The sequence below is a fragment of the Emticicia sp. BO119 genome (assembly GCF_013912375.1).
Lineage (GTDB): Bacteria > Bacteroidota > Bacteroidia > Cytophagales > Spirosomataceae > Emticicia.
In genome coordinates, this window is record NZ_JACETV010000004.1 from 457,920 (window position 1) to 471,913 (window position 13,994).

The 13,994-nt window shown below is 38.9% G+C and carries 8 protein-coding genes; 2 read left to right on the forward strand and 6 right to left on the reverse strand.

All coding sequences use genetic code 11. The annotated features are described in order from the left end of the window. Window positions 1-111 precede the first annotated feature (111 nt). Both H1R81_RS15815 and H1R81_RS15820 read left to right on the forward strand, forming a co-directional pair. Window positions 112-579, forward strand: a complete 468-nt coding sequence (locus tag H1R81_RS15815; RefSeq protein WP_181841710.1) for an Lrp/AsnC family transcriptional regulator — start codon at window positions 112-114, stop codon at window positions 577-579. Window positions 580-682: 103 nt separating this feature from the next. Then, window positions 683-1,831, forward strand: a complete 1,149-nt coding sequence (locus tag H1R81_RS15820; RefSeq protein WP_181841711.1) for a cysteine desulfurase family protein — start codon at window positions 683-685, stop codon at window positions 1,829-1,831. A 59-nt stretch (window positions 1,832-1,890) separates the two neighbouring features. Here the strand turns inward: H1R81_RS15820 and H1R81_RS15825 are convergent, their stop codons facing one another. The 6 genes from H1R81_RS15825 to H1R81_RS15850 all read right to left on the reverse strand — a co-directional run bounded on the left by H1R81_RS15825 (window position 1,891) and on the right by H1R81_RS15850 (window position 13,977). Next, on the reverse strand, window positions 1,891-2,544 hold the full coding sequence (locus tag H1R81_RS15825; protein ID WP_181841712.1) for a hypothetical protein: 654 nt from the start codon (window positions 2,542-2,544) through the stop codon (window positions 1,891-1,893). 111 nt (window positions 2,545-2,655) lie between these two features. Beyond that, window positions 2,656-4,053, reverse strand: a complete 1,398-nt coding sequence (locus H1R81_RS15830) for a RagB/SusD family nutrient uptake outer membrane protein (protein ID WP_181841713.1) — start codon at window positions 4,051-4,053, stop codon at window positions 2,656-2,658. A 23-nt stretch (window positions 4,054-4,076) separates the two neighbouring features. Beyond that, window positions 4,077-7,097, reverse strand: coding sequence for a TonB-dependent receptor (locus H1R81_RS15835; RefSeq protein WP_181841714.1), 3,021 nt, complete (start codon window positions 7,095-7,097; stop codon window positions 4,077-4,079). A 330-nt stretch (window positions 7,098-7,427) separates the two neighbouring features. Then, complete coding sequence (locus H1R81_RS15840; protein WP_181841715.1) at window positions 7,428-8,873, reverse strand: SusD/RagB family nutrient-binding outer membrane lipoprotein; 1,446 nt, start codon at window positions 8,871-8,873, stop codon at window positions 7,428-7,430. A 71-nt stretch (window positions 8,874-8,944) separates the two neighbouring features. Next, window positions 8,945-12,133: a SusC/RagA family TonB-linked outer membrane protein gene (locus H1R81_RS15845; RefSeq protein ID WP_181841716.1), complete on the reverse strand. Its 3,189-nt coding sequence runs from the start codon at window positions 12,131-12,133 to the stop codon at window positions 8,945-8,947. A gap of 314 nt (window positions 12,134-12,447) precedes the next feature. Then, window positions 12,448-13,977, reverse strand: coding sequence for a SusD/RagB family nutrient-binding outer membrane lipoprotein (locus H1R81_RS15850; RefSeq protein WP_181841717.1), 1,530 nt, complete (start codon window positions 13,975-13,977; stop codon window positions 12,448-12,450). Window positions 13,978-13,994 lie beyond the last annotated feature (17 nt).

Consider the following 13,994-nt stretch of genomic DNA (forward strand, 5'->3'; position numbering starts at 1 on the left):
AAAAATGTTAAAATGACTTATAATAATCAATAAATAAGTTATATTTACTTAATTGATAAAAAAAATAGGAAATAATAGTAATTATATTCCCAATAAAATTCATTTTGACTTATGATTAATCAGGAATTTTTAGATGATTTCGATAAACAGATATTAATACAGTTAGAGAAAGATGGGAGAAAACCCTACTCAGAAATTGCCAAAAATCTGAACATTTCCAATACAATGGTGCATCAACGCATAGCACGTATGAAGAAAGTCGGGATTCTGAAAGGGGCAGGAATTATTCTGGACGAACGCAAGTTAGGGTATGAGTGGAGTGCATTTACAGGCATTATTCTGAAAGAAGACTCAGACTCCATACTGATTATTGAAGAGCTTAGAAAAATACCTGAAGTAACCGAGTGTTATTATATTACAGGCCAATACACGCTATATGCCCGCATAGTGGCGAAATCAAGCGAACATATGCGAAGGGTATTGTACGATAAAATTGATAATATCGACGGAGTACTCAAAACAGAATCGATGATTGACTTTGGCGCAGCTTTCAAGAGAAACGTAAGCGTAGAACTATAAATCCGACAAGCCCAATTTTGCCAAATAAAATTTGCTTAGTCTATTGATTTTGTGGGTTGTACAATACAAAAACAAATATTAATTTTGCAGAAACCAAATAAAAATGCCTCGTATATATCTTGATAATGCCGCAACCACCCGTCTTGACGACGAAGTTTTGCAGGCCATGCTTCCCCTGATGACAGAAAATTTCGGGAATCCCTCTTCTATCCATGCCCATGGGCGTCAGGTACGTTCGGCTATAGAAAGAGCCCGTAAAAGTATAGCTACTTTATTGGGTGCATCACCTTCAGAAATATTCTTTACATCGGGCGGAACAGAGGCAGATAATACCGCTATTACCTGCAGTATTGATACTTACCAGCTAAAACACGCCATTACTTCTCCAACTGAGCATCATGCAGTATTACATACTTTGGAGCATCTGGCAAAGCAAGGAATTATTGAGTTGAGCTATGTAAAACTGGACGAAAAAGGCCGTATAGACGTAACTCATCTGGACGAATTATTGAGCACTAAACCCCGTACGCTCGTTTCATTAATGCACGGGAATAATGAAATAGGTAATCTTATAGATTTAAAACAGATAAGCGAAATCTGTAAAAAATATAATGCGGTGTTCCACTCTGATACTGTTCAGACAATGGGACACTACACCCACAATCTGCAAGAGTTAAACATAGACTTCATCGTAGGAGCAGCACATAAATTTCATGGGCCAAAAGGCGTAGGTTTTTTATATATCAATGCCAGCAATAAAATACACCCGTTTATTCATGGAGGTTCGCAGGAGCGCAATATGCGTGGCGGAACAGAAAATGTATATGGTATTGTAGGGATGGCAAAAGCCCTTGAAATTGCCTATCGTGATATGGAAGCACACCAAAATCATATTAAAGGATTAAAGAACCGGATGATTGAAAAACTGATGGCTAATATTCCGGGTATTACTTTTAATGGAGATTCAGCAGATATAGAAAACAGCCTTTATACCGTCTTGAGTGTGAGCTTCCCGCCCAGTGCAGATAATGATATGCTTCTGTTTAATTTAGATATAGCGCAGATTTCCTGCTCGGGAGGAAGTGCCTGTTCAAGCGGTACAGATGTGGGTTCTCATGTATTAGGAGCTTTAAAAGTACACCCTGACAGAGGTAATGTTCGCTTCTCTTTCGGAAAATATAATACCGAAGAAGAAATAGATAAAGTAGTAGAAGTGCTCACAGAAATTTACGCCAGAAAGGTATTGGTTTAGGCTTTTTTACTCACCGCAGCTCCTCTTCCAAAAGAAAGGAGTTGCGGTGAGATGAAAACTTATAGCGTATTATAATATTCTACCAATGCAGCAACAGAGGCATCTTCTTTAAAATTTGTCTTCTTATCTTTGATATACTGCTCTAATTCCGCCGATTTATCGTTTAACACACCCAAAAGTGCTTTTTTATCCTTCTTGATTTTGGCATAATTACCATCTGCTTTTAGTAGGTAATAAGCGGTATTCTCTGAAAACGTCTTGGTTGTAGTAGCTGAGCCATAGGCTTTACCTTCTCTGATTACCTTCATTGTCTTTTTTAGAAATTTCACTTTCTTGCCATCGTTCAGCAGTTCAAAATACGGGTCTTTATCCACCTCTTTTATCCACGGAACCTCAATAAAACTCATAGCTATATTATTAGGGTAGAGTATGAATGATTTTACAGGAGAGGTAAATCCTAAATCAGCACCGTTTTTGCCTTTAAAGAACACAATACCTTCTATCTGATCATATTTCAGGTCAAGGTCTTTATAATTCTTTCCATCGCTCAATGTTACTTCACCTTTTGTCCAGTTTTCAAAAAGATAGGGTGTCCCTACTACATCCACATATTTACCCGCCATCAGAGGTTTTCCGTTTACATCCTGCATATATTGAGCCCGGGCTGTGAAAGCAATCAAAAAAAGCACGACATATAAAATAGTTTTTTTCATAATCAGAATAGTTTTTAGCAAATATAATGATGATACAACGATAGGCTAAGTACTAATGGTATAAAAAAGCCCGACTTAAAGATAAGCCGGGCTTTTCTGGAAAAAACAGAATTAATATCCAGGATTTTGTGAAATATTCGGATTCGCATTTCTTTCAGTTTGCGGAATTGGCCCGATTCTGAAATTGCTTGTATATGGAATACTTCTTACAGCGTATCGTCCACCTACACGAACGATATCTCTTTTCAGACGAGTCAGATCATAATATCTGTCTCCTTCAAAAGCTAATTCTTTTCTGCGTTCTGTGATGATGTCTTCAATCAAAGTAGAACCTGTAGAAGCATAAACTAATGAAGGGTCTCTTTGTGCAACCAAAGCGTTAAGATATTTCAATGCGTCGGCCTCTTTGTTAGTGCGAGCGGCAGATTCAGCTGCAATCAGATAAACTTCAGATAAACGAAGTACTTTCTTATCATCTCTGTCGCCTGCTACGTTTTGGTATTTATTAACAATATATGCAGGATTTTCAGCTTGCGCTCTTGAACCAATCACGATTAGTTTTTTTCTGACATCAGTATCAGAATACAATTTATATAACTCATCATTAGCTAATAAATCACCATAACCAGCCTGATTGTAGATATATCCTAACTCATCAGTACCTGCATTCAGGGTAGCGTCAGCCGATACTTCAAATAAAGTTTCGTTTTTAACCGATGCAGCATTAGAAGTCGGATTCGCCCAGTAAGCTAATACTTTATCAGAAGTTAATAAAGTAAAACCACTACTATTGATTACTTCGGTTGCAGTAGTATAAGCTTTCTCGTAATCACCTTGATAAAAGCTCACTTTAGCAGCCAAAGCGCGTGCTGCAAATTTCGAGAATCTTGCAGAGCCGGTATATTCAGTCATAGAGGCATAAGCCTTATCTAAGTCAGACTGAATTTGTGCATAAACTTCCTGAACAGTATTACGTTTTGGTTTCAATGTAGGGTCATAATGTAATACAATAGGCACTCCTTCAGAAGCTGCGTCGCCTGATTTTGAAAAACTACGAAGCAAGTTGAAATATAATAAAGCTCTGATTGCGTATGCTTCACCTTTCAATTGGTTTACGTTCGCATTCTCAGTCAATTTTGCATCAATGATATTATTTGCTCTTAGTATAGCTGAATAAGCATTATTCCAGTAACCTTCATAATCAGCACTTGCAGTAGTGATTACATATTGGTCAAATGCAAAATATCGGCCTGAGTTTCTTGAAGAAAGAAAGGCATTGTCTGCACCTAAATCTCCGATAACCGGAATCGTACGGCCAAAAAGGTTAGCACTTCTCAACTGTGCATAATTTCCTCTTAAAGCCACCAATAAGTCAGCTTCTGTGGCAACTGCCGCTTCGTTCGGAACTTGAGTATAAGGAGATAGCTCTAAGAAGGATTCTTTACAAGAAGAAAGAAAACCTGTCATAAGAACTCCCAAGACTACTATTTTATAATTGAATCTTTTCATGATAATTCTTTAGAAATTTTGTGTTAAAACGCGACTTGTAAACCACCTGTAAACGTTTTTGGAAGATAAATATCTAAGTTGGTAGAACTGTTGATATAAGTCTCTGGGTCATAAGGTAAGTTTTTGTCTTTTACCCAGGTCCAGAGGTTGCTTCCTCTTACATATAGCTTCACATTGCTCAATTTCGCTTTTGAAACAATATTTGAAGGTAATGTATAACCAAATGAGATGTCTCTTAAACGGATATAGTCACCACCATATAAATATCTGCTTGATAAAGAGTTTGAGGCGCTTGAACCACCGTAAACATATTTTGGAACGTTAGTAACATCACCAGGTTTCTGCCATCTTGTCAACTGAATAGCTACTCTGTTAAATGTTGCATTATAACCATCACTTTGTGTATAGTTAGCCCAGCTGTCACGTACCATGTTTCCGAAGTTGTAGTAGAACAAGAAATCAAGGCTTAATCCTTTATAGGCAAAAGTAGAACCTAAGCTACCAAATGCTTTTGGTGTTGCTGAACCTACAATAAATTGTTTGGCACTGTTGTAGGTACTGGTTTTTTCAGTGCGGGTCTGGTCAATCCACCATTGTGGCGCACCAGTAGCCGGATCAACACCTGCCCAGTCTCTAACATAGAATGATTGGTAATCTTCGCCCACTCTTCTGATAAACGCACCTGCTACCTGATCAGCATTGTTTACAAGTGTCAGGATTTTGTTTTTGTTCATTGAAATATTGAAACTGGCATCCCATGTAAAATCACCTAAAATCAATGGTGTTCCTGAAAGAGCAATCTCAACACCCTGGTTTTGTAATGAACCAACATTGTTTTTAAAGCTGGTAAATCCGGTTGTTCTTGATAATGGTTCATCTAACAACAGGTTGGTTGTTTTTCTGGTGTACCACTCAACCGTAACATTCAAACGTTTTTTCAATAAAGTCGCATCAAAACCTATATCCAGCGGACGGTTTTCTTCCCACGTAAGGTTTACATTACCTACGGCATTAGGGCCACTACCAGTTGCACCTAAATAGTTGAAACCTGCACCATAAGCATAAGTAGGTTGCCAGTCATAATCACCAATTGCTGCGTTACCGTTTACACCATAAGACGCTCTTAACTTCAATTGGTCAATCCAGGTAAGATCAGTCATAAATGCTTCTTTATGAATATTCCATGCACCACCTACAGACCAGAAATTACCATATCTTGTATTGCTACCGAATCTTGACGAACCATCTCTACGGAAACTACCTGATAAAACGTATTTGTTTTGCACCGAGAAGTTTGCCATTGCCAAAGCCGATGCGAAAGAGTAATCACTATTCGAACCAACAGCTGAGTTATATACCGAACCTGCTGATGGAACTATGATGTTTAAGTTTGCTGGCAGACCATAAGCAACTGCATTTGAGAAATATTGTTGCGATTTTTGAGCTTCATATCCGGCAATTACATTCAATACATAATCATCGTTTTTAGTAATATCCCATGTATAATCAGCTAAGTTTGTCCATACCCAGTTGAAATAACGGGTATATAACCTTGATGCACGCCCACCATCATTTCTACCATCACCTGCAAATGGGTTGTTATAAACGTCTTCTTCGTAGTTATTATAATCTAAACCAATTTTAGAAGAAAGTTTCAAATCTCTTAATACCTGATATTCTAACGCCACAGTTGAGATTCCCTTCATACCAGATGTTTTTCTTTTGTCCATTTCGGCAATAGAAACCGGGTTGAAAAGAGCACCTGCAGGGAAGTCCGGGCCGGTAATGTTTGGTGTGCCATCAGCATTTCTTGGAGAGTATGATGGCAATAAGAAATAAGCTGTTAAGACAGGATTGGCAAACAAACCACCTGTACCAGGGCCTTTCTGACCAGTAGAAGAAAGCATCAGGTTTGCTTTCAGGGTCAATTTATCAGTTATTTTGTTAGTCAGGTTCAAGTTACCTGTATAACGATTGAAAAGTGACTGGATAACCGTACCTTCTTGTTTGAAATAACCACCTGAGAAGTAGAACTGTGTTTTTTCGTTACCACCACTTGCAGACAGGTTATATTGTTGCTGAGTACCTGTACGGGTAACTTCATCTAACCAGTTGGTATTTACACCATTGTTAGTTCTGAAGTTCTGATCTACTAAAGCTCCTGCTGCGGTAATATCAGAGGCAATACCTGCATTTACAATACCTTCGGCAGTTAATTCACGCCATTCTGAGCTCGTTAACGGACGGTTAGCATCACTTAAATAAGCAATATTTGCTACCCCGACTTCAGTATCAAAACGAATTTTGGTTTTACCGGCTTTCCCTTTCTTGGTAGTAATCAGAATAACGCCATTGGCAGCACGAGAACCATAGATAGAGGCCGAAGCAGCGTCTTTTAATACCGAAACACTCTCAATATCGTTAGGGTTAATACCTGCTAAAGCATTTGCAGTTGTGGTATTTCTTGTCAAATCACCCGAGTTAATAGGTACACCATCAACTACATAGAGTGGGTCTGCACCAGCAGTCATTGAACCAATACCACGGATACGGATATTCTGGATTGAACCAGGCTGACCAGAACCACCAGCAGATTGTAAACCTGCCACACGACCTTGAATAGCTTTGTCAACAGAGGTAAATGGAGTATTCTCGATTTTCTCAGAGTTTACAACACCCACAGCACCTGTTTTCTTGATGTTAGAAGTTGTACCATAACCTACTACAATAGCTTCAGCCAACTCCTGAGCGTCAGAAACCAATTGTAAATCAATAACAGTACGGTTATTTACCTGAACTTGTTGTGTCACAAAGCCAATAAAACTGAATGTAAGCGTGGCATTGCTTGGTACTGTAATGCTGTAGACACCTTCTGCATTTGTTGTTGTACCTTTGGTAGAGCCTTTTACTGTAACACTCACACCCGGAAGAACAGAACCATCGTCAGATGATGTAACCTTGCCGGATACGGTTTTGTCTTGTGCAAAAACCTGCACGCTCCAAAACAACACCAAGAAAAGGCTTGGTAGAAGAGATTTCCTCATAATCGTTTGTTTGGTTTTTAGTTTGTTTTTACTGGAAAAATACCCTTGTTAGAGTAATCATTTTACAAAAATAATGTAGAGAAAATTCAAAAAACAACAGTTTTTTTTAAAAAAAGTAAAGAACAAGTTTGAATATTTTCAATAAAATACTAAAAAATGTTTTTGTATCTAATTGACTATAAGCTTTTTATAAAATTCAAATTAGGTATTTTTTTTAGCTCTAATAGAGAGCTGTTATAAGCATTAATTTTTTCTAAATTATATTCCTGAAAACAAAAAAGGCAGCCTATTGACTGCCTCTTTGCGATATATGTGTTTCGGTAATTATGCTTATTTTTTATCCCACCATACCCTTGTATCCTGAGTATCAGGTCCTTGAGCAGCTACGGCCTTATCATAGTTGGCTTTGTTAAGTGTTTGTTCTGTAACAGGGTACGCCAGACGATGAGGAATTTGTCCGCTCGGATTCAGTGGGTTAGCTGCCGGGGTTAACATGGGGTAACCTGTACGACGCCACTCAGCCCATGCTTCATTGCCTTGATAAAATAACGATACCCATTTTTGTGTAGCAATTTGTTCCAACGCTTTGGCATCATCATATTTTACTTCAGGTTGTTGCAAGAAAGCATCTACAACAGCATCAGTAGCCGCTGCACCAATCCATTGTTGGATAGAGGCTTTGATTGCACTTTCATATAGTGCTTTAGGATCACCTGAAATCCAGCCCAATTTAGCAGCTTCTGCTTCAGAGAACAATACCTGAGCATAAGTTACTACATTAGCAGGTGAATTTTGCTGACGTATTGAACTCGCCGCCAACGACACATCTTGTGCTTTCCATGTTGGTGGGAATACACCATAAGGCACACCTACATATTTTTGTAGAATGTTCTGGTCTGCCATGCCCGGAATCCGAGGATCATTGGTTTTAGTCAGATAGTTCATAAAAGTACTACTTACAGCAAAATCCTTACGGTTAGCTGTAATATAGTTATTATACAAAGGGTGCTCATTGTTAGCTTCCGCCAGATACCCATATTTCACGTTATCAGCATTTGATGCCAACGGGCCATCTGCCATTGCAGCAGCAAATTCAGCTTTACCTTTAGCCGGGTCAACTTTCGATAAACGAAGTGCCATAATCATACGTAATGTATTGGCAAATTTCTTCCAGCGGGTAGCGTTACCACCTAACAGAATATCACCTTTTACGGCTGTTCCACCATCAAACTGTGCTTGTGCTTCTTTCAGTTCTTTAAACAGATCTGTATAGATTGCCTGCTGGGTATCATAAGCCGGGCTGAAATTTTCTTTACCCTTCAAAGCCTGAGAGTAAGGAATATCCCCCCAACGATCGGTCATCCACATATAGGTGTATGCCTTAGCGATACGGGCAATAGCAATCTGGTTGTTATTTGAGCCATTTGCCGCTGCTGTAGTTTTTGTATCAGGATTGGTATTCAGGTCGATAATGGCCTGGTATGTATTTAATGGGCCGGTATAAAAACCATTGAAATTAAAATTGATGGTTTTATAACGAGAATCCTCAATGTAAGTTACATCACCAAATTGCTGCGTATAAAGTGCCGGAACCATCTCCGTGGTCATAGGCCCGATATTACGCAAAGCACCTGTCAGAAACCCTGCTGTGTTAGGGGTTGATGGGTTGTTTGGGCTGATGTTCATATTGCCAAAATCACCCGGATCGCACGAAGTAGTGGCAATTGCTAAGCTCAGAGCCACTGCTAATGATTTGTATGCTGTTATTTTTTTCATTTTTTTAATAGTATTTAGCGACAATAACTTTAAACGGTAAAAAGAAAGAATTATTGCCGAATCTCTAATAATTAGAATCCTAAATTAAGATTGATACCATATGAGCGAACCGGAGGCAACTGGCCACCTTCTGTCCAGTAAACTTCTGCTTCTGAAATATCAATACCACCACCCGCAGCACTATAAATCAATACAGGATTACGTACAATTAAACCGATTTTAGCCGATTTGAATACTTTTCCATGGAATAAAGATTTAGGAACATTATAACCTAAAGCAACCTCTCTTAATTTTACATAAGTCTGGTCATAAATCCAGGCTTCATTGAAAGCAAACATTTTATCTTCGTAGAATGATTGTGTTTCTACACGAACCGTATTTGGTTTACCATCAGCAGTTACACCCGGTAATAAGATACCACCACCATCTGCAACAGGGTCACGTTTTGGATTACCCAATTCATTCAAACCAGCTGTTTCAGCTGCCAGACCTGCATACGCATTAAACATACGGGTAGTCGAGAAGAATTTACCACCAACAATGAAATCGATATTAGCACGCAAAGAGAAGTTTTTGTATGTAAACACGTTCAGGAATCCACCTTTGAATTTAGGAAGTACCGAGCCTAAAGGTTTGGTATCTTTCACTAAATAGTGTCCGTCAGGTCCAACTACTCTTTCACCTTTATCGTTAGTTACATAACCTTTTCCTTCTAAAAGACCCCACTGCTCACCTACACGTGCATTTACTGTCAGCGTTCTCCAGGTTGGTCCGCCTAACTGGTAGTTGGTCAAACCATCAGCCAATTCAACAATTTTTGAAGTACTGTGGTCAAAGTTGATGTCAGTATCCCAGGTAAATCCTGATGAGGTTTTCACAGGAGTAGCACCAATATGTAATTCAAATCCTTGTGTTTGAATTAAACCTGCGTTGATAAGCGTAGAAGAGTACCCACTGGCAGCAGGAACTGTCAGAGGAAGAATCTGGTTTTTGTTATTGTTTTTATAAGCAGTAAACTCTAAGCTAACACGGTTATTGAGAAATTTCAGGTCGATACCACCTTCATAAGCTGACGAAAGACCCGGTTTCAAATCGGCATTTGGCAATTGGGTTGGCAAATATTGTGTTGGGTTAGAGCCAAACGGATTACCGGTAGTATAAACCTGATAAATATTATACGGGCCTACATCAGTACCCACTTGAGCGTAGCTACCTCTGATTTTAGCAAATGATAATACACTGTTTTTAGGTATCCACTCAGAAACCACGATACTTGCGCCAATAGACGGATAAATATAGGAGTTATGAGCTACAGGAAGCGTTGACGACCAGTCGTTACGGATAGTACCTTCTATAAAATAAGTATTATCATATCCTAAACTTAAACTACCATACAAACTGTTTACACGTCTTTCAAACAAGCTGTTTGAAACAGCCGGACGATCTTTTGATGCCGCTATATTATAGAATCCAGGAGTTGTAAGTCCCCCCACAGTTGCCTGCGACACCACAGTAGTTTTAGAATATCTGATGTTACCACCGGCATTAGCCACTACCGAGATTTTGCCGAAAGATTTATCTAATGCTAACAAAGCCTCATGATTGTTTTCATAACCTGTAGTAGCATAGTTTGCATACGCACCTAATCCACCAGCATTTAATGTACCCGAAGCAATTCGTCCTTCACCATAGTAGTTTCTCCAGTCTCTACGAGTAGTAACTGACGCTGTAAGGAAATCAAAGATTTTATAGCTTAAGCCAAAACTACCATAAATACGGTCATTATTATTCAGGTTTGTACTTTCATACATTTGGGTGTATGGGCTGTCCCAGTATTTTGGTTTAGGATCAAGCGGGCCACCGATATTCCAGCTTCTGAATGTACCATCAGGATTTTTGTAGTTTCTCAGGTCTTCTATTTTTAACTGGCGTTGGAACCATTGGTTGAAAGAACCGATAGTCTGATTATATCCAACTGTTGCCACAGGAACACCAGTCGGTAAACCTAAACTTCCCGTAGTACTACCTGATGAACCATAGTTGTCGGCAGGTACATTTCTGGCACGTGTAGCCGAATAGGTAATATCAAGTGTTGCAGCAAATTTTTTGGTGATATTAAAAGTGTTTTTAGCACTGATATAATCTTTCATCTGCTTACTATTCGGAATAATACCTTTATTGTCTAAGTGCGTATAAGAAACGCGGCTCTGGAAGTTTTCACCACCTTTGGCAAAAGACAAGTTAGTATTATGGCTGAATGGTTTGTCAAAGAAATCTCTTACGTTGTTTGGCGAAGCCACATATGGAGTCAGTTGCCCGAACTCAGGGCCTTGCTGCCACGAGAAAGCCGAACGGTGCGGTGAGCCGTCTAAACGTGGTCCCCAGCTTTCATCAGCTGAATAATCCAGTATTTTTTGTCCGTCAAAAGAAGACCAGGCAGCAGGGTGAATAGCAGGATTAAACTGGAATGTATCCCAATCCTGTGAATAACCACCACCATATTCATTCTGATATTTTGGTAAAAGACCTACTCTGTCCATAGTAGTACTATGGTTGATTGTAAACGTGGTTTCACCTGCTTTAGCACGTTTGGTAGTGATAACAATTACCCCACCCGAAGCACGGTTACCATAAAGAGCCGTTGCAGATGGTCCTTTTAACACAGTAAGGTTTTCAACGTCGTCCATGTTTACGTCTGCAATACTACCTACAGGTGTACCATCTACTACATATAATGGATCACCACCTGTCAGAGAGTTTACCCCACGGATACGGATATTAGGCGAGCCAAATTTAGCACCAGATTGGCCCAATACCTGTACCCCTGCAATTTTTCCCGCTAAGGCATTACCTACGTTTGCATCGCGTGATACAGTTAACTTTTCTGAACCGATACTTTGGGCTGTGTAAGTCAATGATTTTTTCTCACGAGAAATACCCAAAGCCGTTACCACAACTTCATTCAACTGAGCGGCGTCGCTCTTCAATGTTACATTAATTACCGACATATTGCCTACGGGAATAGTCTGCGTCTCAAAGCCGATAAAGCTGAATAAAAGAGAAGATCCTTTAGTTGCAGCAATTTTGTAATTACCATCAGCATCAGTTTGTGTACCTTTGTTGGTGCCTTGTAGCACAACACTTACACCAGGTAGAGCAGATCCGTCATCAGCAGTAACCTTTCCGGTTACATTCACGTCTTGGGCAAAAGCGCAGCTCGCCCACGCCAGCATAATGCAGGCCAGTAGAAGTTTCCTCATACAGTTCGTTAGTTTGTTTTAATTAATTTTTTATACAATATTAATTGTACTTTAATGCTAAGTTAGAGTCTTTTTCTGATAAAACGGAAACTTTTTAAAAAAAATTAAATATCTGGTGCGATGAACATCGCAAATTAAGCGACTGTCTTCTTACAATTTTCGACAAGATTAGCATAAATAATTTTGATCGTGTTTTTTAAATAAAATGTCTGAATAATCCATTTTATCGATAAAAAATGAGACTTATCAAGTAGTAAACAATAAAAAAGGACCTCGAAGGAGGTCCTTTTTTAAAAACTATATCTGAATATTGATTAATCAACATCCCAGAAAATTCTTGTTGAAAATACATCGACAGTTCCCTGGGCTTTCACATTAGCTGTGTTTGAGCCACCTTCTGTATTAGGATAGAAGAAACGAAGCGGACGTTTGGTTTCGCCAATAATCTGAATACTTTGAGGAGTAACCGGAAGGTTAGTTCTTCTGTATTCTGTCCATGCCTCAAAACCACTGAAGTTATTCAGGGCAATCCATTTCTGAATAGCAATAGCAGTTAACTTATCAGGAGAAGCATTCCAGTCATAATTTACAACACCACTTCCTTTATAAACTGCTGCATTTGCTGCTCCGGCACCTAATACACGGAACGATTGAGCTATACCTTCTTCAAAATACTCTTGTGCAGTTTTAGGTAGAGCTAAATCAGAGAATCTTTGTTTCGCTTCAGCCAATGAGAATTGAACTTCAGCTGCCGTCATGATAATATAAGGACGGTTATACTCACCTTTTACTAATAAACTTGGCCCAAGAGGTACAGTATTAGCAGGTAAATAACCAGAACTTACACCAAACGGAGTGCCTCTGTAGTTGGTAGAAACTTCTTTCAGGAGACTTGTGCCAGGTACATTACCATTTTCACCGCTATTAGCATAGGCAATTCTTTTCATACGTAAAGTATCGCCAGATGCTTTCAGACTATTAATAAAAAACTCTGTAATACGAGGATAGTTATTCAATGCTCTTTTAGCACCATTGGCGTCATAACCCCAACGGTCATACACCGGATTCAATTTACCTGCAGTAGCTAAATAGAAGAATGAGCCACCAACACCAACTTCTTCGCCAGTGATAAACCCAGAGCCTTCACTTAAAATTTTAGCAATTTCACTTTTGATAAAAGCTTCTTTTCCGGCAACTTTTGATTGACGAATCAGTATTCTCAATTTTAAAGAGTTAGCAAATTGAGTCCATTTGGTAAGATTACCTCTGAACACAATATCTGAACCTGAAAATGCACTCGCAAACGGATTTGCTTTCATGTCAGCAATTGCCTCATCTAATAATTTAATTAAATTATCATAGATAGTCTTCTGATCATCAAATTTAGGAGCTAAAGAAGCAGTTCCTTTTAAAGCATCTGAATAAGGCACATTACCATACATATCAACTAAGTGCTGATAGGTCATGGCTTTCATTACTTTTGCTGGGCCTTTGAAGTATTTTTGATTATTGGCATCGGCATTCTGAATTACGTATTCATAATCAGAAAGGTTATCATAAATACCATCCCAGTAATTGAAATCACCATCCGTGAAGTTATAAGCAAATTGCGCTGTATTAATAATATACCCGTTTCCTTGTGTCCATTGACCCGACCAGTAAGAGCCGATTTCATTGTAAGCAAGCATGTTAGTCGACGTTACATTTACTGCATTTGTAAATATAAAGCTTGGCGATGCAGTTGGGAGGGAGTTTGGGTTAGTGTTGATGTCAAAGTATGATTCTTTACAGCTACTACCAACCAAAACAACCAATGCTGATATAAATAATGATTTTAATTTCATGTTTAGTCAATTGTATT

Coding starts and splice junctions, on each gene's coding strand:
- H1R81_RS15815 (WP_181841710.1), top strand. CDS start 112: ATGATTAATCAGGAATTTTTAGATGATTTCGATAAACAGATATTAATA.
- H1R81_RS15820 (WP_181841711.1), top strand. CDS start 683: ATGCCTCGTATATATCTTGATAATGCCGCAACCACCCGTCTTGACGAC.
- H1R81_RS15825 (WP_181841712.1), bottom strand. CDS start 2,544: ATGAAAAAAACTATTTTATATGTCGTGCTTTTTTTGATTGCTTTCACA.
- H1R81_RS15830 (WP_181841713.1), bottom strand. CDS start 4,053: ATGAAAAGATTCAATTATAAAATAGTAGTCTTGGGAGTTCTTATGACA.
- H1R81_RS15835 (WP_181841714.1), bottom strand. CDS start 7,097: ATGAGGAAATCTCTTCTACCAAGCCTTTTCTTGGTGTTGTTTTGGAGC.
- H1R81_RS15840 (WP_181841715.1), bottom strand. CDS start 8,873: ATGAAAAAAATAACAGCATACAAATCATTAGCAGTGGCTCTGAGCTTA.
- H1R81_RS15845 (WP_181841716.1), bottom strand. CDS start 12,133: ATGAGGAAACTTCTACTGGCCTGCATTATGCTGGCGTGGGCGAGCTGC.
- H1R81_RS15850 (WP_181841717.1), bottom strand. CDS start 13,977: ATGAAATTAAAATCATTATTTATATCAGCATTGGTTGTTTTGGTTGGT.